The sequence below is a fragment of the Aestuariispira ectoiniformans genome (assembly GCF_025136295.1).
Lineage (GTDB): Bacteria > Pseudomonadota > Alphaproteobacteria > UBA8366 > Aestuariispiraceae > Aestuariispira_A > Aestuariispira_A ectoiniformans.
Window position 1 is genome coordinate 647,373 of record NZ_CP062788.1, and the last position, 18,655, is coordinate 666,027.

The window sequence follows — 18,655 nt, forward strand, 5'->3', positions numbered from 1 at the left end:
CATGAGCAGCGACTGGCAGGTTCTGGAAGACCTTTTCGCCACGATTGAAAGCCGCAAGGGAGGCGATCCCGAGACCTCGCACACCGCGCGTCTTTTCTCCAAAGGCACGGCCAAAATTGCCCAGAAAGTGGGGGAGGAAGGCGTTGAGGTGGTGATCGAGGCGATGAAGGGGGACGGCGAGAAGCTGACCTCGGAAAGCGCCGATCTTTTATTCCACCTGATGGTGCTTTGGGCTGATCAGGGCCTGACGCCGCAGGATGTGATCGCCGAACTGGCCCGCCGTCAGGGCATTTCCGGCATCGCCGAAAAACAGTCGCGCCCAAAAGACTGATCGGCAATACTGACGCAAAGAACCTATCCAGACACAGGGGAAGACAGATGCCTTACGACGATCAGAATATCTTCGCGAAAATCCTGCGGGGCGAAATCCCCTGCAACAAGGTCTATGAAGACGATTTCGCCCTGGCTTTCCATGACATCAACCCGCTGGCGCCCTGCCATGTGCTGGTGATCCCGAAAGGGGCCTATGTCTCCCTCGATGATTTCTCCGACAAGGCAACGGATGCCGAAATCGCAGGCTTTATTCGTGCGGTCGGTCATGTGGCGCGCGAACAGGGCGTCCATGAAAGCGGCTATCGTATCCTTGCCAACCATGGCCGCGATGCTCATCAGGAAGTGCCCCACCTGCATATCCATATCTTCGGCAAGCGCGACATGAAGGGCATGCTGGCCAAGGCACCGGCCTGAACCGCTATGCAGCCGTCCTTTGAGACGGACCGCCTGATCCTGCGTCCGCGTGGCTTACAGGATCTGGACGCCTGTCTTGCCATGGACCGGCAGCCCGGTGTGACCAAATTCATTGAAGGCCCGTGGGACGACCCCGTTCGTCACCGGACCTTTGTTTTGGACCGGATCACAAGGGCCTATCCGCCGGGGCAGGGATATTGGTCGATCTTTGAGAAAGACAATCCCGACCGGTTTATCGGCTGGGTCCTGCTGATCCCGGATAGGGATGACGTGGAAATCGGCTGGCGGTTGATCCCTGACTGCTGGGGCCGGGGCTATGCGACTGAGGCGGCTCGGCCGGTGCTGGCCCATGCCTTATCAACCTTGGAACTGTCGCGGGTGATTGCCGATATCCACCCGGATAATGCAGGGTCGATCGGCGTGGCGGAAAAGATCGGCATGCGGCCGACGGGAGAGGCTGGTGATTTCTATATCCGTTACGTTGCGCCAGTGTAGGAAGCAGGGCCTTCGGTTCATTTCTATATAAGTTACCTCAAACGCTTAATTTGTGAGCATGACCCAAATATGGGTTGCGGTATTGAGGTAGATACTGTTCTTTATTGCGAGATGCCATTGAATAGCGGATGGAAGGCAATCTTCCAGTCGGAAACAGGCATCAATAGTCCCGTTGAACAGGTTGATCTGTTGAACGGGGAATGTCAGCTGGAGACAGGCCCATGTGGGAAACAGTAATTCCTGCCTATGTAACACAGGATTGGGGCATCCGGATGCCGGGGTTACAGGATGACGGTCGCTTTGGAGAATTTCAAAGGGGCGTCCTGCCGGACCGATGTTGTTGTTGTTGACGTTCGTCCTGTGTCTGAAATCCAGGACATGATATTCGGCTCAATGGCCTGATATCCTTCCCAGATCATCGTCCAAAGAATCCGGATGATGCGAGGGAAATTTCCCAAAATATTGCGTCTGAATTCAAATATTTGAAGGCGTAGAGCTGTCTGCCTCTTCAGGTGTGCGGTTGCGTGTCGCCTATCCGATTTATCGTGAAGGAAGGGCTGGTTGACGAAGGTCGGCCTTGGCCTCTTCCGATAACGGTCGGTGTCGGCAACGCGTTTCACCCCGAAGGGAACAGCAGACACAGAAATAGGAGTGTTATCGTGGCGAAATTTGCATTTATTTACCGGGGTGGGGACAGTTTTGAAAACAGAGAAGAAGGCCAGGCGCATATGGCCAGATGGCTTGCCTGGGCGGAAAGTCTGGGGGCTGCCTATATCTATCCCGGCATGCCATTTTCCCGTTCGGTTACGGTTCAGGCTTCGGGCGTGACCGAAGGCAGCGGCGCTGTCCCTGTATCAGGGTTCAGTGTTGTGGAAGCCGAGACTTTGGACGAGGCTCAGGGGATGGCACAATCCTGCCCGCATCTGGATATTGGCGGCGATATTATTGTGGCGGAAGGCATCGACATAAAAATTTGAGGTACCGCCGACCGTGACCTCAGCAATTTTAGGTCGATTACAGGAATGAAAAATAGGTATGGTGCCTTCCCCGGTGGTGAAGGCACCTTCTATACGCTGTCAGATAACGCGAGATGCTATTTGGCGCTCCACGCGCCGATCTGCAGAACCAGGAGCGGCAGCAGGATCATGGCGACCCAGAAAACAACTTCGGTGATGGCGATCATGGACCCGGCATAGGCCAGGATGACAACAAGGCCTGCCAGGACCAGCAGGATCGGTTTCAATGCGTTCATAACAGCCTCCTCACGCAGCAGAGCTTTTCAATCTGCCTGCATGTTTAGCCTGTTACGGAAAAGCCCGCGTTGACGCAGGTCAAAGGATCACTGTTTGCCGAAACGGCCTTAACAGCCTTTGGCCGAGGACCAGTAGAACATGTTGATCATGGCGAGTGGCCACATGATCATGGCGATCCAGAAAACCGCTTCCAGGCCGAAAACCATCGTGGCGGCATAGCCGAGGATCACGGAAACACCGGTCAGCGCCAATACGATCGCTTTCATGCCTTCACCCATCTCGGAGAGGGTGGCTTTGATTTTATTCAGCATGGGAAAAGCCCTTTATGTCTTATATCCGTCCATCTGCCGGGGGATATAAAACAGCCGGGCACAGCGCGCCATGCGGACAGATGTCGCACCCCGGCAGTCGGATAAGGAAAGGGCGGCCCGAGGGTCTGGGCCGCCCTTGTCCGACAGGTGTTGTCGGTTAGTCGTTATTCCGCCGGCTGGGGCAGGGCGGATACCTTGCCCAGGACCACTTCGTTGCCGGGTTTCGGATCGCTTGGCACATTCAGCGCCAGGATCAGGGAAATCACCGCCATGATCGCACCTGCGGCAAAGACCCAGCCGGAATTCTGTTCCCACAGGAACACGCCGAACAGCACCGGGATCACCACAGCCGCAATATGGTTGATGGAAAAACTGACGCCTGAGGACGACGCAATATCCTTGGGATCCGCGATCTTCTGGAAATAGCTTTTCTGTGCGATTGCAAAGGCAAAGAAGAGATGGTCGATCACATAGAGGATGGCGGCGATCCAGGCTTCCTGAACCAGGGCATAGCCCGTGAATACCGCGATCAGCCCCAGATATTCGCAGATCAGCGCCTTGCGTTCCCCCCATTTGGCGATATAGCCGCCGATCTTCGGTGCCAGCCAGATGGAAATGGCATGGTTCACCAGATAGAGGAGGGTAATCGTTGCGGCATCGTAACCGAATTTCTGAACCATCATGAAACCGGCGAAGACGATGAAGATCTGACGCCGCGCACCGCCCATGAAGGTCAGGGCGTAGAATAGCCAGTAACGCTTACGCAGCACCATTTTCTTATGCTGGGCTTCCTGGCCTTCGTAGTTGGGGAAGGCGGCAATCACGAAAAACACGATGGCAATGGTCAGCGCGCCTGCGATGGCATAGATCCAGGCATAGTCGAGGCCGAGGAACTCCAGCACCAGCCAGATCAGGGCATAGGCCACCAGCGATGTCATCGAGCGCGCCGAAATCTGCCGTCCCATGGCCTTCGGGGCATTCTCCTTGTTGACCCATTGCAGGGTCAGCGACATCTGCATGGTCTCGTAATAGTGAAAGCCGAAGGACATAAGCACGGTCGTGGCATAAAGCCCGATGACGCTGGGAAAAGCCCCGGTGAGTGCGACGCCCAGGCCCAGCAGCACCATGGCAAAAAGCGCCAGCGTGCGTTCCTTCATGACGAAAAGCAGCAGCAATGCACTGACCGCCAGCAGGCCGGGGATTTCGCGCAAAGACTGCAGGATGCCGATTTCCGCACCGGTAAAGGCCGCGCGTTCCACGGCGAAATTGTTCAGGAGGCTCATCCAGGTGGCAAAGGAAAGCGGCATGGCCGCGGCCAGGATGATGAGGCAGCCCTGCGGCGTGCGCCAGACCTCCGGCTTCAGGTAATGCGTGATCGCTTGCATAATCGTTGGTCCAAACCCATCGGAAATTTTGTCATTCATTGGTGTGAGCCTAATCTAAGGCTTGGGAAAACGGCTGTCTCACGCTATTCTGACAAATGATGTCGATAAACGGACAAAATCCGGGCCCGCTTGTCGGGCCACCCATAGACGGCCTAACGGATCAACTGGTTCGCCCTGTCGTTGTGCGCGGGTCGGATATGCGGCCTGGTCGGCGGATTACGGCCCATGCCCATGACTGGGGACAGCTTCTTTATGCGGCTGAAGGGGTGATGGCGGTCTATACCGGTCAGGGAAATTGGGTGGTGCCGCCGGAACGCGCGGTCTGGATACCGCCCCGGACCGATCACGGTCTCTATGCCCCCCATGGCGTCAAATTCCGCAGTTTGCATGTGGGATTGGAGTTCTGCCGCCTGATGGCCAACCACTGCTATGTCATGGCGGTGTCGTCTGTGATGCGGGAAATGCTGGTTCGTTCGGCGGACCTTCCGAAAGACTATGACGAGGATGGGCCGGATGGCCGCTTCATGCGGGTGATCATTGACCAGATGGTGGCGGCAAAGCCCGTGCCGCTTCATTTGCCGATGCCGGGCGACCTCAGGCTCGTGCAGATCACGGAGGCTCTGGTGGCAGACCCCTCCGACAGTCGCGGCCTGGAGGATTTCGCCCGTGACGTGGGGGCCAGTTCCCGCACATTGGCGCGGCTGTTCGACCGGGAGTTGGGCATGACCTTCCGCCAATGGCGCCAGCAGCGCCGCCTCATGGCCTCGCTGGAAATGCTGGCGGCAGGCGAGGCGGTGACCTCGGTTGCGCTGGACCTGGGATATGACAGCCCCAGCGCCTTTATTGCCATGTTCAAACGCACATTGGGTGTCACCCCGACGGCCTATTTCGGGAGATGAGTTCCTTCGAATATTGAGATTTCTCATAATCCATTTGAAAAATGATATTTAAAAGCATATTTTAAAGCATAGTTATGAGCATATTTTTTGGTTGGTATTGTGGAATCGAGGCTTCACTATGCGTGAAATTCTATCAAATCTGGTTACGAGTATGACAGACCTGCGCCGCGACCCCACACCTGTCGTGGAGGCAGGCCAGCCGGTGGCCGTCTTGAACCGGAACAAGCCGGTATCATACATGGTTCCGGCGGATATCTATGAAGCCATGCTGGATGCGCTAGAGGATATTGACGATCTGAAACTGGTCCGCGAGCGGGCGGACGAAGAGACGGTCGAAGTCAGCCTTGATGACCTATAAGCTTGAATTCAATAAGTCGGCCCTCAAGGAATGGAGTAAGCTGGAGGCGACGACCAAGGCGCAATTCAAGAAGAAACTCGCGGAGCGTCTCGAACATCCGGAAGTGCCCGCCAGCCGTCTGCGTATGTCCGACAATGCCTATAAAATTAAGCTGCGAAATTCCGGCTATCGCCTTGTCTATACCGTAGACAACGACCGTATTGTCGTGACGGTCGTTGCCGTTGGAAAACGTAACCGTAACGTCGTCTACAAGGCTGCGAAGACGCGCCTGAAAAACACCTGAGTAGACTTTAACCGTCGCTGGTTTCTACCCGTGATGGCCGCCGATTTCGCCTTCCTTGAACAGGCTGTCGCGCAGTTCCTTGTCCATCACGGGGTCGCGGCGGCGGATCCATTCCAGCACCATGGCCGCATGTTCCTTTTCCTCGTCCCGGTTATGGGCCAGGATTTTCTTCAATTCCGGGTCCTTGCAGGCGTCTACCCGCTGGTTATACCAGTCGACGGCTTCCAGTTCCTCCATCAGGGAGACGATCGCGCGATGCATGTCGCGGGTCTCGTCGGACAGTTCGGAAATGGGTTCGTGATAACCTTCGTTCGACATCAGCCAGATCCCCTTGTTCTTTGTGGATGAGGTTAGTCTAGCCCTGAAAGCACATTGAAATGAAGTGACATAAGACAAAAAAGCCGCGGAACCTGTCATCCCGCGGCTTTTTGATATCGGTCGGTTGGAAGGCTTAGGCGGTGGTGTCCACCGATGCGCCTTCTTCCGGATCGCCTTTGGCAACCACGACCATGGCCGGGCGCAGCAGACGGTCGGCCAGCACGTAACCGGCCTGCAGGACCTGCACGACGGTTCCGGCGGGCTGGCCGGTGCCTTCGGCCTCCGACATGGCCTGGTGAAGCTGGTAGTCGAATTTCTCACCCTGCGGATTTACACGCTGGATGTTTACTTTTTCAAAGGCGTCGAGAAGCTGTTTCTCGGTCATCTCGATGCCCATGACCATATTCTTGATCTGGTCGTCGCCCTGTGCCAGATCGCCCGGGATGGCTTCCAGCGCGCGGCGCAGGTTGTCTGCCACCGGCAGCAATTCCTTGGCCAGCGGCGAGACCGCATATTTCTGGCCATCCTGGCGTTCCTTGTCGGCGCGGCGGCGGACGTTTTCCACCTCGGCCAGCGCACGCATCAGACGGTCCTTCAATTCGGAGTTTTCCGCCTGCAGCTTGTCGAGCACCGCCAGCTCGGAGTTCTCTGCCTCACCCGTTTGGGTATCGTTAGCAGGAACGTCCTCTTCGGTGGCATGCACGTCTGCCTGATTTTCGACGTCTGCGTCCTGTACTTTCTTCTCTTCGCTCATGCGCTTTGAATCCTTCATTCCTGACGTAGCAGTTTGCCGACGACTTCCGCCGTATAGTCGACCATCGGGATGATGCGGGCATAATTCATCCGGGTCGGCCCGACAACCCCGATTGCGCCGATAATCTGCTCTTCACTGTTTTTATAGGGCGAAATGATCATCGAACAGCCGGTCAGCGAGAAAAGTTCGCTTTCCGCGCCGATGAAAATCTGCACCCCCTCTGCCTGCTGGGTCACATCCATCAGTTTCAGCAGGCTTTCCTTCTTCTCCAGGGCCGCGAACAGCGCCCGGATATTCTCCAGGTCGCCCAGCGCCGATACATCGTTCAACAGATTGGCCTGACCGCGTACGATCAACACGCCATTGTCGCTGTCGTCCGACCAGGTGGCCAGTCCGGCCTCCACGATCTTGGCCGACAACTCGTCGATGGCTGCCTTGTTGGCGGTGATTTCCTTTTCAATCAGGCTTCGGGCATCGCCCAGGCTTTTGCCGACCAGTTTGGCGGACAGGTAATTGCCCGCTTCGATCAGCATGGACGGGGAGACGTCTCTGGGAACGTCAATCACCCGGTTTTCCACCAGACCTTGTTCGGTGACCATCACCACCAGCGCCCGGCCGGGGCCGAGGCTGACGAATTCAACATGTTTCAGGCGGCTTTCGGCCTTTGGCGCCATGACCAGCCCCGCACAATGGCTGAGGCCCGACATCATGTTGGAGGCTTCTTCCAGCACCTTGTCCACCGATCGTCCGGTGCCGACGCATTGGGCGGTAATCGCCGCGCGCTCATCATCCGACAGGTTGCCGATTTCCAGCAACCCGTCCACAAACAGGCGCAGCCCCGCATCCGTGGGCAGGCGACCTGCAGAGATATGCGGCGCATAGATCAGGCCCAGTTCTTCCAGATCGGCCAAGGCATTGCGGATGGTCGCCGGGCTGACCCCTTCGACCAGCCGGCGCGACAGGGTCCGCGAGCCGATGGGCGTGCCGGTGTCGACATATTCTTCCACAACCAGACGCAGGATTTCCCGTGACCGGTCATTCAGTTCCGTGATCATCGCGCTACATGTCTGCCTGTCTGTGATCCCGCATCACTCTGCCTGAGATCGAACCATTATACTACATGCCCATATGTAGAAGGGGTCTCGACAGTCGTCAATGCACTGGGCAGGCAGAGAGGACCCATGCACAGCGCGACATGGGCCGTCCGTTCCTGATTGATGGTGGGAGAGGGTCCTAGTCGCGGTCCGGGGCACCCAAGGGGAAGAGGGGCCGATATGGTCGCGCTTCTTCCACGGCACGGGCGAAGGACGGGCGCGCAAGCAGCCGCGTGCGATAGGCGCGCAGCTGTGGAAAATCCTCTGATATCCGATGTATCCAGTCCGCATAGAATAGCGAGGGGCCCGCCGCGCAGTCCGCCAGGGTGAATTCCTCGCCGCAGGCCCATGTCCTGCCTGCCAGCCGGTCTTCCAGCCAGGCATAGGCCATTTCCAGTTTCTCAATGGCGGTGGCCAGTCCTTCCTCACGCCGATCCGGATTCCCTGTCAGCGCCCCGTTCACGGCATGTTGCCCTGCGCTCATGACATGCAGGTCGAAGAAACGGTCCATGAAGCGCACGTCCAGGGCGGCTGCCGGGTCTTCGGGCAGCAGGCCTATGGGGCCGGGGTGATTGAGCTGCAGATATTCAATGATGATGCTTGTTTCCGCGATCGTCCGGTCGCCATCCACCAGGATAGGAAATTTGCGCAACGGCCAGCGGCGAAGCCATTCGGCCCCATGCTCCGGTGTTTCCGGTGAGATAAGGCGGAATTCAAAGGCCGTGTCATTCTCATAAAGCGCGATGAGGGCCTTTTGAGTGTAGGACGAAAAGGGGTGACCGTAGAGGAGTAGTGACATTGTCGGACCTTCCTGAATAACCACTTTTAAAATACAACTGGTTGACTCTAGTTTTACCGCTTGCATATTGCAAGTATTATCCAGAGGAGACTGCCATGCCCCAGACCGGCCGGTCCGGCTGCCCGATAAACCTGACCCTTGAACAGCTTGGTGACCGTTGGAGCCTGATCGTCATCCGTGACATCATGTTCGGTAACAGGCGCAGCTATGGTGCGCTGCTTGCGCATAGCGAGGAGGGGATTGCCTCCAATATCCTGGCGGACCGGCTGAAGCGTCTGACCGCTTCCGGCCTCCTGTCGCGGCGTCCCGACCCCAAGCACAAGCAGAAAGGGATTTACAGCCTGACAGAGGCGGCCATTCAGTTGGTGCCCCTTCTGGCGCATATGGGGGCCTGGGGCTGTCGGCATACTGAGCCAAGCGAGGAATTGTCTGTGCGGGCGGAATTGCTGGACAAAGGCGGGCCGCCCCTTTGGGAGGCATTCATGGACGAATTACGCTATTTGCATCTGGATGCGCCACGGCCAAAACGCTCGGTATTTCAGGAACTTCAGGCCGCCTATGAGGCAGCGGTTGAAAAGGCATCCCGCAGGCAGCGGGAAGAAGGTTGATCCGGGACGCGGTGTTCTCCCGTTTTTCCTGCAGAATTGCCACCGGAATGTGACTGGACCTTTCCGGGCAGGGCGGATAGCTTGGCCTCCCTCGGAAAAAGTCTAAACCCCCAAGACCTGTCGGAGAATATTTATGCGCCCCAGCAACCGCAAACCGGACGAATTGCGTAGCATCATCCTGGAACCGGAAGTCAGCCGTTATGCGGAAGGCTCCTGCATGGCGAAATTCGGCAACACCCATGTGCTTTGCACCGCCACCGTCGAAGATGGCGTGCCGCCTTTCCTGCGTAACAGTGGCAAGGGCTGGGTGACAGCGGAATATGGCATGCTGCCCCGTTCCACCCACAGCCGTATGGATCGCAAACGCACCGCAGGCGGTGGCCGGACCCTTGAAATTCAGCGCCTGATCGGCCGCTCCCTGCGCGCCGTGACCAAGATGCATGGCTTTGGCGAACGCCAGATCCGCGTCGACTGCGACGTGATCCAGGCTGATGGCGGCACCCGTACCGCGGCGATCACCGGCGGTTTCGTGGCGTTGCATCTGGCCTTCCAGCATATGCACCGTCTGGGCGCGATCGACGAAATCCCGCTTTCCGATCATGTGGCGGCCATTTCCTGCGGCCTCTACAATGGTGAGGCAGTCCTGGACCTGGATTATGATGAAGACAGCAACGCCCAGGCAGATGCCAATTTCGTCCTGACCGGCACCGGCGGCATCGTCGAAGTCCAGGGTACGGCGGAACAGGACCCGTTTAGCAAGGACCAGTTCAATTCCCTGATGACGCTGGCCGAAAAGGGGATCGCGGAACTGGTTGAGCTGCAGAAGAAAGCAATTGCGGGATCGTAACAAATGACGACGGACAATCGGCGTAAATTCGACGGCGACAAGCTGGTCATTGCCAGCCACAACAAGGGCAAGATTGCGGAAATCGGTGACCTGCTGGCCGATTTCGGGGTGGAGGTGATCTCCGCAGGCGACCTGAATGTGGAAGAGCCGGAAGAAACCGAAACCACCTTCCGCGGCAATGCAGTCCTGAAAGCCAAACACAGTGCGGAGGCAACCGGTCTGCCCGCATTGGCCGACGACAGCGGCCTGGCGGTCACCGCCTTGGACGGTGCGCCGGGGGTCTATTCCGCCCGTTGGGCCGGTCAGCCGCGTGACTTCAATATGGCCATGGAAAAGGTGCATGCCGCCCTGGCGGATAACATGGACCGCAGTGCCACATTCATCTGTGCGCTGGCGCTGGCCTGGCCGGACGGGCATGTGGAGGTTTTCGAAGGCACGGTCGGTGGCACCATCGTCTGGCCGATGCGCGGCGAGAAGGGCTTCGGCTATGACCCGGTCTTCCAGCCGACCGGTTTCGACACCACCTTTGCCGAGATGGAGCCGCAGCAGAAACACGCCATGAGCCACCGGGCGGACGCCTTCCGCCAGTTGGTAAAGGCCTGTTTCTGATACACTATTAAACGCCGTCATGGCCGGACTTGATCCGGCCATCCACGAGGGCAATATCCTTGCGTTAAGAAACGTGATTGCGCCGCAACCGTTTCCTCTTCGTGGATACGCGGGTCAAGCCCGCGCAAGACGGTTTATACTTTGTGCCGGCAAATTGAGATTGGCGGAAACAGCCCCATATGGATGCCATGTTCGGACTTTATGTGCATTGGCCTTTCTGCAAGTCCAAATGCCCCTATTGCGATTTCAACAGCCATGTCCGCGCCAGCATCGATCACGACCGCTGGCGCGAGGCTTTGCTGACGGAACTTGAAAGCACGGCGGCGGCCATTGGCCCGCGTTCCCTGAACAGCATCTTCTTTGGCGGCGGCACGCCGTCGCTGATGGAGCCGGAAACGGCGGCGGCGGTGATCGAGAAGGCCAAATCCCTCTGGACACCGGCGGATGATCTGGAAATCACGCTGGAGGCCAACCCAACCTCTGTTGAGGCGGAGAAATTCCGGGGGTTTGCAAGGGCCGGTGTGAACCGCGTGTCGCTGGGTATCCAGTCTCTCAATGACGAGGCCCTGCGTTTCCTGGGCCGGGAGCATTCGGCCAGCGAGGCACGCGGTGCAATCGAACTGGCGGCGGAAACCTTCGACCGGCACAGTTTCGACCTGATCTACGCCCGGCCCGGCCAAACGGAAGATCAATGGCTGCCGGAACTGAAGACAGCCCTTGATCTGGCGGGTGAGCATCTGTCGCTCTATCAGCTTACCATTGAACAGGGCACAGCCTTTTTCACCAAGGAACGGCTGGGCGACTTCACCATGCCGGAAGAGGATGACGCCGCCACACTCTATGAGGTCACACAGGCCGTCATGGAGGACAGCGGCCGTCCGGCCTATGAGATTTCCAACCATGCCCGTCCCGGTGCGGAAAGCCGCCATAACCTGATTTACTGGCGTTATCAGGACTATGCCGGGATCGGTCCCGGCGCCCATGGTCGTGTGACCATTGATGGTGACAAGCGGGCCGTCGTGCGTGTGCGCCTGCCCGAGAAATGGTTGGGCGAGGTGGAGGAAAAAGGCGAGGCGATCTCCGAAACTTTCACCGTTGCCCCCGAACAGCGGCTGGAAGAGACCCTGATGATGGGTCTGCGCCTGACGGAGGGCGTGCCCTACGCCCGGCTCGACGCGGAATGCGGCGGCGACTGGCGGAATTTTGTGGATCAGGCGAAACTGGGAACGCTGGAAGAAGCGGGACTTCTGATCTGCAAGGAGGACCGCCTCCAGCCAACCCGTGATGGGCTGCAACGCCTGAATGCGGTCCTGCAGTATCTTCTATCCTAATCCTGTTCCTGCAGATGGATCGAAAAACCTGATTCGCCTGCGTGGTTTAATTCCGGGCGCAGCTTCATGCTGGGCATCAGGTAGTCCCCGTCATTCTGCCGCCGATAGGGGATGGGGCGGATTGTTTCCAGGCTGCGCATCCGGTCGCGCAGACGTTCCGCTTCGGCTTCGAAGTTGTCCGGGGAAAGGCGGTCTGCCTGATAGGTTACGAATGATGGCAGCACATCGAATCCCGGATAAAACAGGATGCCGTGATTGATCGGGAAGAGCAGGTCGTCAATCGGGCCATTGATCCCACGGTCACTGTAATGGGGTTCCCAGCCGCCCGTGGTTACGAGCAACATCGCGCGTTTCCCGTCCATTGTGCCTTCGCCGTAACGGTCGCCCCAACGCGTGTCGTTATGGTCGCCGACGCCATAGGCAAAACCGTAGGCAAAGACCCGGTCCACCCAGCCTTTGAGGATCGCGGGCATCGTGAACCACCACAGTGGAAATTGCAGGATAACCGTATCGGCCCAAAGCATTTTCTCCTGCTCCGCCTTCACATCCGCAGTCAGGCTGTCGGCGGCGAGTGCCCGGCCTGAGGCGGAGGGGACCCTCAGCCGCTCATCCGGGGCGAGGATGGGGAAATCATTCCGGTCAACCACGGCTTTCCAACTGTCGGCATAAAGGTCGGACACCCTGACCTCATGGCCCTGTGCCTTGAGTTCGTCAATGGCGGTGTCGCGCAGGGCCGCGTTCAGCGATTTTCCTTCCGGATGGGCGAATACGATCAGGACATTCATGGGGGCATTCTCCGAAACTTGTGGGTTGACCCCTAAGCTAGTTTCGGGTGATTAAAATGAGAATACCGCAATAATAGATATGATAATGCCGAAAAATGAATAAATCAGATGTCACCCTGGAACGGATGCACAGCTTCGTCCGCGTGGCGGAGCGCGGCAGCATGTCGGCGGTTTCCCGCGAATTGGGCGTCGGGCAGTCGACCATCACGCGCCACCTGCGGGAACTGGAGGAGGCGGTTGGCGTCTCTCTGCTCAGCCGGACCACGCGGCGGATCACGATGACGGAGGAAGGCAGCCGCTATTACGCGAAATGCGTTCAAATCCTCCGTCTGGTGGAACAGGCGGGTCAGGAGGTCTGCAGCACCTGCAGTGCCCCGGCGGGTGCAATCCGTGTTTCCTGTCCGGCGGCCCTGGGTGTTATGCAGATCACGCGGTTGATGATCGAGTTTCAGGATCAATATCCGGGGATTGAGGTGGACCTGAACCTGACCGATACGCAGGTTGATCTGGTCCATGCCGGTGTCGATGTGGCGATCCGCATGGGACGTCTCACCGACAGTACAATGAAACTGCGTTCCTTGGGGGACAGTCACCGGTTTCTGGTGGCGGCCCCGAACTATCTGGACAGTCATGGCCGACCGGATGAGCCGCGTGATCTGTCAGGCATGCAGGGCATCCGCATGTCCAATGTGGTGGGTACCGACATGCTTTCCCTGACCGGGCCCGACGGTCGGGAACACCGGGTGCCTTTTGGCGGCAGGCTGCGGGTTGACCTGGGACTGGCCGTGCGAGAGGCCCTGTTGGCCGGACGCGGCGTGGCCCCGGCCCATCACTGGCTGGTGGACGATCTGGTTGCGGCGGGGCGGCTGGAGCCTGTCCTGACGGATTATTCCCTGCCGCCTGTGCCGGTGAATATGCTGATTGTTCCTGAACGCGCGGATATCGCCCGGGTCCGGCTGCTGGTGGAGTTTCTCACCGAACGGATCGCAACGGTCCCGGGAATTAAACGGCGCTAGCGGCGCTACCCTTGCCGGAAAGCCCGGCCGGATATGGATATCGGATTTTTCGACGGGTCCTTGGCGTTTGCGAAGAGATAGCCGTCGGCCTGATGAATGGCGCCAAACTCCAGACCGTTGCGGCGGGCTTCTTCGCAGAAAGCCTCCACATCCTCGACGTCGAATACCAGTTTCACACAGGCATGACCTTCGCGAATGCCCTTCCCGGCAGGGTGAAGCAGCAACCTGACCGATTGGCCGGGATGCGACAGAGTTACCAGGCGATCACCCTCTTCCCGGGAAGTCTCAAAACCGAAATGCCGTTCGTAGAAGGTGATCATTTCCTCCATACGTTTTGTATAGAGGATGATCCGGGTAATCGGCCTGGTGATTGATGCCATCGTCAGTTAATCGCCGCCTCGAAACTGGTCGGGGCCGGGTCCAGAATCTGGACGCCGTCATCGGTGATCTGCTTGATAGCCAGACCGCGATGGGAATGGCCGCCTGCAGTCAGGCGGAAGACACCCAGAATGCCCTGATAGCCCTGCGGGTTGACCAGACTGTCGCGGGAGAAGGGCGTGTCCGCATGGGAGGACAGGATCGCCAGCGCCGTTGCCTCATAGGCCAGTGCGGCCAGGGTCGGCGGCAGATGGCTGTAGGTTTTCCGGTAGCGTTCTGCGAAAAGCCGCCAGCTATCGTCCGGCGGGGCCACATACCAGGAGCCGACCAGCGGCGGTTCGCTGGACAGGTCGCCGAACTCATCCCACAGCGACAGGCCCAGGATGCGGACTTCCGGCTGGCTGACGTCATATTGCGCAAGCTGGGCGGCCAGAGAGCGCAGCACCAGCGGGTCCAGCGTCGGCAGCAGGATCGCCTCAAAGTCCAGCCCGCCCAATGTATCGCGGCGGCGCAACTGGGCGAGCGCGGCACGGGAAACCTCGTCATTGCGGGCTTCAAGCGCCTTGATCCGGCTTTTGAGCGATCCGCGGCGGATATCGTAGTTCGACATGGCGCGGGCCTGATCGGTGAAATCGGTCCCGACCGGGTTGTAGAAGGACAGGCGCGAGATTTCACCACCCCGTTCCCCGATAACCTGTTGCATGTCCGAAACGATCCGGTTGCCATAGGCATCGTCCGGCGCGAGCACGGCAAAGCGGGTCAGCCCCTTGCCAAGGCTGTAGGAAATCAGCCGTTCTAGCTGTGCATAGGGCGTGATGCCGATCACGTAAATGCCGTCACCGGCGGCGCGCTCGTTGTTGGAAAAGCTCAATACCGGTACGCCCGCCTGCCGTGTAACAGGTGCGACAGCGTTGACCGACTGGCTCAGCAACGGGCCCAGAATGATATCGGCACCGCGGCCGATGGCTTCCCGGGCAGCCTGTTCCGCGCCGTCTGCGGTGCCTTTGGTGTCCACCGGAATCAGGTTGATATCGCTTGCCTGACGGTCGAAAAGCGCCATCATCGCCGCATCCTGCAACGCGGCGGCATCCTTGCGCAGGCCCGGATCGCTGGCGCCCAGCGGCAATAGCAGGGCAATCGTCGGCTTGTTTTCGGCCCCATCGGACTTGTTGAGGAGGAATTCCTCCACCTGGGTCTGGTCAGGGGACTGGATATCCTCGGAACTTACGTCCGGCGCCGTATTATAGGGCGGCGGGGTATCCGGGCCGGTTTGCGGCGGTTTGATCACCGGTTCTTCGGTTTGAAATTGCACGCAGGCGGTCATCCCGATACACAGAACGGACAGGATCAACAAACGCGAAAGGCGCTTGGCCCCGGAAAATGAGCAAATCGGCAAAGACGGCATCCTCAACAAACTCCAGCTCGGTTTCCGGCGACTTTAGGGCGGAACAGGGGGCAAGTAAACCAATGAGCGGTCAGAAGGTTACCCTTGCGCCGGGTCTCTATCCGGTTGCGACCCCGATCGGCAACCTGCGTGATATCACCCTGCGCGCACTGGATGTTTTGTCCTCCGCCGATGTAATCGCCTGCGAAGACAGCCGCATTACCAAACGGCTTTTGCAGGCCTATGGCATCACGACACCGGTGATCCCCTATCACGAACATAACGCCGCTTCCATGCGCCCGCGTATCCTGGAACGGATCGAAAAGGGCGAGGCGGTGGTTCTGGTTTCCGACGCGGGTACGCCGCTGATCTCCGACCCCGGCTTCAAACTGGTCCGGGCGCTGGTGGAGGCGGATGGCAAGGTCTATCCGATCCCGGGCGCATCCGCCCCGATCACGGCGCTTAGCGCGGCGGGCCTGCCCAGCGACCATTTCCTGTTTGTCGGGTTTCCGCCCAATAAACAGGCGGCGCGCCGGAAGGCTTTGGAAACATTCAGTCATATTGATGCGACATTGATCTTCTTTGAATCTCCTAAACGGCTGAAAGACTGCCTGACGGATATGGCGGATTTATGGCCGGACCGTCAGGCGGTGGTCGCGCGTGAACTGACCAAGATGTTTGAGGAATTCCGCCGCATGCCGCTGACGGAACTGGCGGCCTCCTATATCGACCAGCCGACGCCCAAGGGTGAAATCGTGATCCTGGTGGAACCGCCGCACAAGGCGGATGAGGCCATGGACGAAGAGGATCTGGACGGTCTGATCCTGAAGGCCCTGGAAACCCAGTCCCTGCGCGATGCGTCTGCCGATGTGGCTTCGGTGACCGGCCTGCCAAAAAAACAGGTCTACAAACGCGCGTTGGACCTTTCCAAAAACAAGGACTGATGCAGGCGTGACAGGTCATTCCAGGCATCATCGCTATCGAATTGGGCATCGCGCGGAATGGCTGGCGGCCTGCTGGCTGCGCCTGAAGGGATATCGTATTCTGGCGCGGCGGTTAAAGACGCCGGTCGGCGAGATCGATCTGTTGGCCCGGCGTGGCGGTCTTTGCCTTGTGGTCGAGGTCAAACACCGGCGGGACCATGCCACGGCGGCGGAGGCAATCACCGCCCGGCAGTGGCAGCGTATCGCCCGGGCCTATGACTGGTGGCGCATGCAAAATGGGGCCGGGCAGGGCGCGGACGAGGCCGTGCGTTTCGATGCAATTCTTGTTGCGCCCTGGCGTTTTCCAAATCATGTTCAGGATGCGTGGCGGCCCGGTTTGTAGCGGGCCAGTGTGAAGTCGTGAGGGAGTTATAGAAGTCCGATGCAGTCTCCGATGCGTATGGTTTTTCTGCTGTTTTTGGTCGTGGTTCAGGCAGGCTGGCTTGCCGGTTGTACGCCGATCGGTGTTGCGGTCAGCGCCGGGGCCATGGCAGGGTCGGTCGCCCTGGAAGAGCGAAGCATGGAGGACAGTCTCCGCGACCGGGGCATCGCCCTTGAAATCAACGAGTTGCTGGCCAAGGAAAGCGGCAGGCTTTTTGCCAACGTCAGCGTTGATGTTGTGGAGGGCCGGGTGCTTCTCACCGGTGCGGTGGCGCGTGAGGAGGACCGGCTGGAGGCCCTGAAACTGACCTGGAAAGTTGATGACGTGGAAGAGGTGATCAACGAAATCCAGGTGACCAAGGATGGCGATATCACGGAACTGTCCCGCGATACGCTGACCAAGACCCGGCTTGCCAGCGAAATCACCTTCGACCGTGATGTGAAGGCGGTGAACTACGAAATTTCCGTCGTCAACGGCACGGTTTACCTGTTCGGGATTGCAGAAAATCAAATGGAAGTGGATCAGGTCATTGCACATGCGCGTGACCTACCCTATGTCCGTCATATCGTATCGCATATGCGTATGAAGGACGATCCCGCCCGGCTGGACCGTCTGAAAGCGCAAAATGACGACAGCAGCGAAAGCTGACCTGCCCGTTTCGACCCATTTGGAAAGGACCAAAGCCCCATGTCCCGTATCGTCGCCATTCAGATGGACCCAATCGAACCGATTGATATCAATGCCGACAGCACCTTTGTTTTGGGGCTTGAGGCGCAGAAGCGCGGCTATCGCCTGTATCACTATCTGCCGCGCGACCTGAGTTTCCGCGAGGGCAAGGTGATCGCCCATGCGCGGCCGCTGACCCTGAAACGGGAAGTCGGCAATCACTACGCGCTCGGCACGACAGAGGAACTGGACCTGTCCACCACGGATGTGGTGTTGATGCGCCAGGACCCGCCATTCGATATGGCCTATATCACGGCCACCCATATCCTGGAGCATATCCATCCCAAGACCCTGGTGGTGAATGACCCGGTCAGCGTGCGCAATGCGCCGGAAAAGCTGCTGGTCACGCATTTCCCGGACCTGATGCCGCCGACGCTGATCACCTCCAACCAGAAGGATGTGATCGCCTTCCGGGAGGAACACAAGGATATCATCGTCAAGCCGCTCTACGGCAACGGCGGGGCAGGCGTCTTCCATCTGACGCCGGGGGATGAAAACCTGACGGCGCTGATGGAGATGTTCACCGAATTCTATCGTGAACCGGTGATCGTGCAGAAATTCCTGCCGGAAGTGCGTCAGGGCGACAAGCGTATTATCCTGGTGGATGGCGAGCCGGTGGGCGCGATCAACCGCATCCCGAAAGAAGGCGAGGCCCGTTCCAACATGCATGTGGGCGGCAAGGCGGTGAAATCCAGCCTGACCGCGCGGGAACAGGAAATTTGTTCCAAGATCGGCCCGACCCTGAAAAACCAGGGCCTGATTTTCGTCGGTATCGACGTGATCGGCGACTATCTGACCGAGATCAACGTGACCTCGCCGACCGGCCTGCAGGAAATCAACCGTTATGACGATACCTGCCTGGAAGCACTGATCTGGGACGCCATCGACGCCCGGCTTTGCTAGGCCCCGC

Annotated in this window: 26 protein-coding genes; 16 read left to right on the forward strand and 10 right to left on the reverse strand. The window is 58.6% G+C overall.

From position 1 onward, the window contains the following. Position 1 precedes the first annotated feature (1 nt). The 4 genes from IF205_RS03190 to IF205_RS03205 all read left to right on the forward strand — a co-directional run bounded on the left by IF205_RS03190 (position 2) and on the right by IF205_RS03205 (position 2,219). A complete protein-coding gene (locus IF205_RS03190; protein WP_259781850.1) occupies positions 2-331 on the forward strand; it encodes a phosphoribosyl-ATP diphosphatase in 330 nt (109 codons plus the stop codon). Between the two features lie 47 nt (positions 332-378). After that, entirely contained in the window at positions 379-747 is a 369-nt protein-coding gene (locus IF205_RS03195; RefSeq protein WP_259781851.1) for a histidine triad nucleotide-binding protein, read from the forward strand. 6 nt (positions 748-753) lie between these two features. Next, on the forward strand, positions 754-1,242 hold the full coding sequence (locus tag IF205_RS03200; RefSeq protein ID WP_259781852.1) for a GNAT family N-acetyltransferase: 489 nt from the start codon (positions 754-756) through the stop codon (positions 1,240-1,242). Positions 1,243-1,901: 659 nt separating this feature from the next. After that, the gene (locus IF205_RS03205; protein WP_259781853.1) at positions 1,902-2,219 is read left to right on the forward strand and encodes a YciI family protein; all 318 of its coding nucleotides are present in this window, start codon (positions 1,902-1,904) and stop codon (positions 2,217-2,219) included. Between the two features lie 116 nt (positions 2,220-2,335). Here the strand turns inward: IF205_RS03205 and IF205_RS03210 are convergent, their stop codons facing one another. The 3 genes from IF205_RS03210 to IF205_RS03220 form a co-directional block, all read right to left on the reverse strand. Continuing rightward, positions 2,336-2,494, reverse strand: coding sequence for a hypothetical protein (locus IF205_RS03210; RefSeq protein WP_259781854.1), 159 nt, complete (start codon positions 2,492-2,494; stop codon positions 2,336-2,338). Positions 2,495-2,602: 108 nt separating this feature from the next. Next, positions 2,603-2,806, reverse strand: coding sequence for a hypothetical protein (locus tag IF205_RS03215; RefSeq protein WP_259781855.1), 204 nt, complete (start codon positions 2,804-2,806; stop codon positions 2,603-2,605). Positions 2,807-2,970: 164 nt separating this feature from the next. After that, entirely contained in the window at positions 2,971-4,191 is a 1,221-nt protein-coding gene (locus tag IF205_RS03220; protein WP_259781856.1) for an MFS transporter, read from the reverse strand. 98 nt (positions 4,192-4,289) lie between these two features. Here IF205_RS03220 and IF205_RS03225 point away from each other — a divergent pair, with 98 nt between their 5' ends. The 3 genes from IF205_RS03225 (at position 4,290) to IF205_RS03235 (ending at position 5,731) form a co-directional block, all read left to right on the forward strand. After that, positions 4,290-5,090, forward strand: a complete 801-nt coding sequence (locus IF205_RS03225) for an AraC family transcriptional regulator (RefSeq protein ID WP_259783227.1) — start codon at positions 4,290-4,292, stop codon at positions 5,088-5,090. Positions 5,091-5,241: 151 nt separating this feature from the next. Continuing rightward, entirely contained in the window at positions 5,242-5,448 is a 207-nt protein-coding gene (locus IF205_RS03230) for a type II toxin-antitoxin system Phd/YefM family antitoxin (protein WP_259781857.1), read from the forward strand. Then, complete coding sequence (locus IF205_RS03235; protein ID WP_259781858.1) at positions 5,438-5,731, forward strand: type II toxin-antitoxin system RelE family toxin; 294 nt, start codon at positions 5,438-5,440, stop codon at positions 5,729-5,731. The genes IF205_RS03230 and IF205_RS03235 overlap by 11 nt, the downstream gene beginning before the upstream one ends. Positions 5,732-5,755: 24 nt before the next feature. Here IF205_RS03235 and IF205_RS03240 read toward each other — a convergent pair whose 3' ends face one another. The 4 genes from IF205_RS03240 to IF205_RS03255 all read right to left on the reverse strand — a co-directional run bounded on the left by IF205_RS03240 (position 5,756) and on the right by IF205_RS03255 (position 8,696). Next, a complete protein-coding gene (locus IF205_RS03240; RefSeq protein ID WP_259781859.1) occupies positions 5,756-6,049 on the reverse strand; it encodes an encapsulin-associated ferritin-like protein in 294 nt (97 codons plus the stop codon). Positions 6,050-6,182: 133 nt separating this feature from the next. Further along, a complete protein-coding gene (gene grpE / locus IF205_RS03245; protein ID WP_259781860.1) occupies positions 6,183-6,803 on the reverse strand; it encodes a nucleotide exchange factor GrpE in 621 nt (206 codons plus the stop codon). Between the two features lie 14 nt (positions 6,804-6,817). After that, complete coding sequence (hrcA, locus tag IF205_RS03250; RefSeq protein ID WP_259781861.1) at positions 6,818-7,858, reverse strand: heat-inducible transcriptional repressor HrcA; 1,041 nt, start codon at positions 7,856-7,858, stop codon at positions 6,818-6,820. A gap of 178 nt (positions 7,859-8,036) precedes the next feature. Further along, a complete protein-coding gene (locus IF205_RS03255) occupies positions 8,037-8,696 on the reverse strand; it encodes a glutathione S-transferase family protein (RefSeq protein WP_259781862.1) in 660 nt (219 codons plus the stop codon). A gap of 95 nt (positions 8,697-8,791) precedes the next feature. Here IF205_RS03255 and IF205_RS03260 point away from each other — a divergent pair, with 95 nt between their 5' ends. The 4 genes from IF205_RS03260 to hemW all read left to right on the forward strand — a co-directional run bounded on the left by IF205_RS03260 (position 8,792) and on the right by hemW (position 12,091). Further along, a complete protein-coding gene (locus IF205_RS03260) occupies positions 8,792-9,304 on the forward strand; it encodes a winged helix-turn-helix transcriptional regulator (protein WP_259781863.1) in 513 nt (170 codons plus the stop codon). Positions 9,305-9,437: 133 nt separating this feature from the next. Further along, positions 9,438-10,151 carry a ribonuclease PH gene (gene rph, locus IF205_RS03265; protein ID WP_259781864.1) on the forward strand — a complete coding sequence of 238 codons (714 nt, stop codon included), beginning with the start codon at positions 9,438-9,440 and terminating at the stop codon, positions 10,149-10,151. A gap of 3 nt (positions 10,152-10,154) precedes the next feature. Further along, positions 10,155-10,760: an RdgB/HAM1 family non-canonical purine NTP pyrophosphatase gene (gene rdgB, locus IF205_RS03270; protein ID WP_259781865.1), complete on the forward strand. Its 606-nt coding sequence runs from the start codon at positions 10,155-10,157 to the stop codon at positions 10,758-10,760. A gap of 179 nt (positions 10,761-10,939) precedes the next feature. Further along, positions 10,940-12,091, forward strand: coding sequence for a radical SAM family heme chaperone HemW (hemW, locus tag IF205_RS03275; RefSeq protein ID WP_259781866.1), 1,152 nt, complete (start codon positions 10,940-10,942; stop codon positions 12,089-12,091). On the opposite strand, the gene IF205_RS03280 is transcribed toward hemW, so the two are convergent. Then, positions 12,088-12,876 carry an NAD(P)H-dependent oxidoreductase gene (locus tag IF205_RS03280; RefSeq protein WP_259781867.1) on the reverse strand — a complete coding sequence of 263 codons (789 nt, stop codon included), beginning with the start codon at positions 12,874-12,876 and terminating at the stop codon, positions 12,088-12,090. The two genes, hemW and IF205_RS03280, sit on opposite strands and share 4 nt — an antisense overlap. A 95-nt stretch (positions 12,877-12,971) precedes the next feature. Between IF205_RS03280 and IF205_RS03285 the strand changes: the two genes are divergently transcribed. Next, complete coding sequence (locus IF205_RS03285; RefSeq protein ID WP_259781868.1) at positions 12,972-13,892, forward strand: LysR family transcriptional regulator; 921 nt, start codon at positions 12,972-12,974, stop codon at positions 13,890-13,892. 5 nt (positions 13,893-13,897) lie between these two features. On the opposite strand, the gene IF205_RS03290 is transcribed toward IF205_RS03285, so the two are convergent. Both IF205_RS03290 and IF205_RS03295 read right to left on the reverse strand, forming a co-directional pair. Then, positions 13,898-14,272 (reverse strand): VOC family protein, encoded by a 375-nt coding sequence (locus IF205_RS03290; protein WP_259781869.1) that lies wholly within the window; start codon positions 14,270-14,272, stop codon positions 13,898-13,900. A gap of 2 nt (positions 14,273-14,274) precedes the next feature. Further along, entirely contained in the window at positions 14,275-15,582 is a 1,308-nt protein-coding gene (locus IF205_RS03295) for a penicillin-binding protein activator (RefSeq protein WP_259781870.1), read from the reverse strand. Between the two features lie 155 nt (positions 15,583-15,737). Here IF205_RS03295 and rsmI point away from each other — a divergent pair, with 155 nt between their 5' ends. Genes rsmI through gshB form a run of 4 tightly spaced genes read left to right on the forward strand, consistent with a single transcriptional unit; the run spans position 15,738 to position 18,648 of the window. Next, complete coding sequence (rsmI, locus tag IF205_RS03300) at positions 15,738-16,598, forward strand: 16S rRNA (cytidine(1402)-2'-O)-methyltransferase (protein WP_259781871.1); 861 nt, start codon at positions 15,738-15,740, stop codon at positions 16,596-16,598. 7 nt (positions 16,599-16,605) lie between these two features. After that, positions 16,606-16,980, forward strand: a complete 375-nt coding sequence (locus IF205_RS03305; RefSeq protein WP_259781872.1) for a YraN family protein — start codon at positions 16,606-16,608, stop codon at positions 16,978-16,980. Between the two features lie 51 nt (positions 16,981-17,031). Then, positions 17,032-17,667, forward strand: a complete 636-nt coding sequence (locus tag IF205_RS03310) for a BON domain-containing protein (RefSeq protein ID WP_259781873.1) — start codon at positions 17,032-17,034, stop codon at positions 17,665-17,667. 39 nt (positions 17,668-17,706) lie between these two features. Beyond that, positions 17,707-18,648, forward strand: coding sequence for a glutathione synthase (gene gshB, locus IF205_RS03315; protein WP_259781874.1), 942 nt, complete (start codon positions 17,707-17,709; stop codon positions 18,646-18,648). The last annotated feature ends 7 nt before the right edge of the window (positions 18,649-18,655 follow it).

Bases quoted from the DNA above. Each gene is read 5' to 3' on its own strand.
- IF205_RS03190 (WP_259781850.1), top strand. From the start codon at position 2: ATGAGCAGCGACTGGCAGGTTCTGGAAGACCTTTTCGCCACGATTGAA.
- IF205_RS03195 (WP_259781851.1), top strand. From the start codon at position 379: ATGCCTTACGACGATCAGAATATCTTCGCGAAAATCCTGCGGGGCGAA.
- IF205_RS03200 (WP_259781852.1), top strand. From the start codon at position 754: ATGCAGCCGTCCTTTGAGACGGACCGCCTGATCCTGCGTCCGCGTGGC.
- IF205_RS03210 (WP_259781854.1), bottom strand. From the start codon at position 2,494: ATGAACGCATTGAAACCGATCCTGCTGGTCCTGGCAGGCCTTGTTGTC.
- IF205_RS03215 (WP_259781855.1), bottom strand. From the start codon at position 2,806: ATGCTGAATAAAATCAAAGCCACCCTCTCCGAGATGGGTGAAGGCATG.
- IF205_RS03220 (WP_259781856.1), bottom strand. From the start codon at position 4,191: ATGCAAGCGATCACGCATTACCTGAAGCCGGAGGTCTGGCGCACGCCG.
- IF205_RS03225 (WP_259783227.1), top strand. From the start codon at position 4,290: ATGTCGATAAACGGACAAAATCCGGGCCCGCTTGTCGGGCCACCCATA.
- IF205_RS03230 (WP_259781857.1), top strand. From the start codon at position 5,242: ATGACAGACCTGCGCCGCGACCCCACACCTGTCGTGGAGGCAGGCCAG.
- IF205_RS03235 (WP_259781858.1), top strand. From the start codon at position 5,438: ATGACCTATAAGCTTGAATTCAATAAGTCGGCCCTCAAGGAATGGAGT.
- IF205_RS03240 (WP_259781859.1), bottom strand. From the start codon at position 6,049: ATGTCGAACGAAGGTTATCACGAACCCATTTCCGAACTGTCCGACGAG.
- grpE (WP_259781860.1), bottom strand. From the start codon at position 6,803: ATGAGCGAAGAGAAGAAAGTACAGGACGCAGACGTCGAAAATCAGGCA.
- hrcA (WP_259781861.1), bottom strand. From the start codon at position 7,858: ATGATCACGGAACTGAATGACCGGTCACGGGAAATCCTGCGTCTGGTT.
- IF205_RS03255 (WP_259781862.1), bottom strand. From the start codon at position 8,696: ATGTCACTACTCCTCTACGGTCACCCCTTTTCGTCCTACACTCAAAAG.
- IF205_RS03260 (WP_259781863.1), top strand. From the start codon at position 8,792: ATGCCCCAGACCGGCCGGTCCGGCTGCCCGATAAACCTGACCCTTGAA.
- rph (WP_259781864.1), top strand. From the start codon at position 9,438: ATGCGCCCCAGCAACCGCAAACCGGACGAATTGCGTAGCATCATCCTG.
- rdgB (WP_259781865.1), top strand. From the start codon at position 10,155: ATGACGACGGACAATCGGCGTAAATTCGACGGCGACAAGCTGGTCATT.
- hemW (WP_259781866.1), top strand. From the start codon at position 10,940: ATGGATGCCATGTTCGGACTTTATGTGCATTGGCCTTTCTGCAAGTCC.
- IF205_RS03280 (WP_259781867.1), bottom strand. From the start codon at position 12,876: ATGAATGTCCTGATCGTATTCGCCCATCCGGAAGGAAAATCGCTGAAC.
- IF205_RS03285 (WP_259781868.1), top strand. From the start codon at position 12,972: ATGAATAAATCAGATGTCACCCTGGAACGGATGCACAGCTTCGTCCGC.
- IF205_RS03290 (WP_259781869.1), bottom strand. From the start codon at position 14,272: ATGGCATCAATCACCAGGCCGATTACCCGGATCATCCTCTATACAAAA.
- rsmI (WP_259781871.1), top strand. From the start codon at position 15,738: ATGAGCGGTCAGAAGGTTACCCTTGCGCCGGGTCTCTATCCGGTTGCG.
- IF205_RS03310 (WP_259781873.1), top strand. From the start codon at position 17,032: ATGCGTATGGTTTTTCTGCTGTTTTTGGTCGTGGTTCAGGCAGGCTGG.
- gshB (WP_259781874.1), top strand. From the start codon at position 17,707: ATGTCCCGTATCGTCGCCATTCAGATGGACCCAATCGAACCGATTGAT.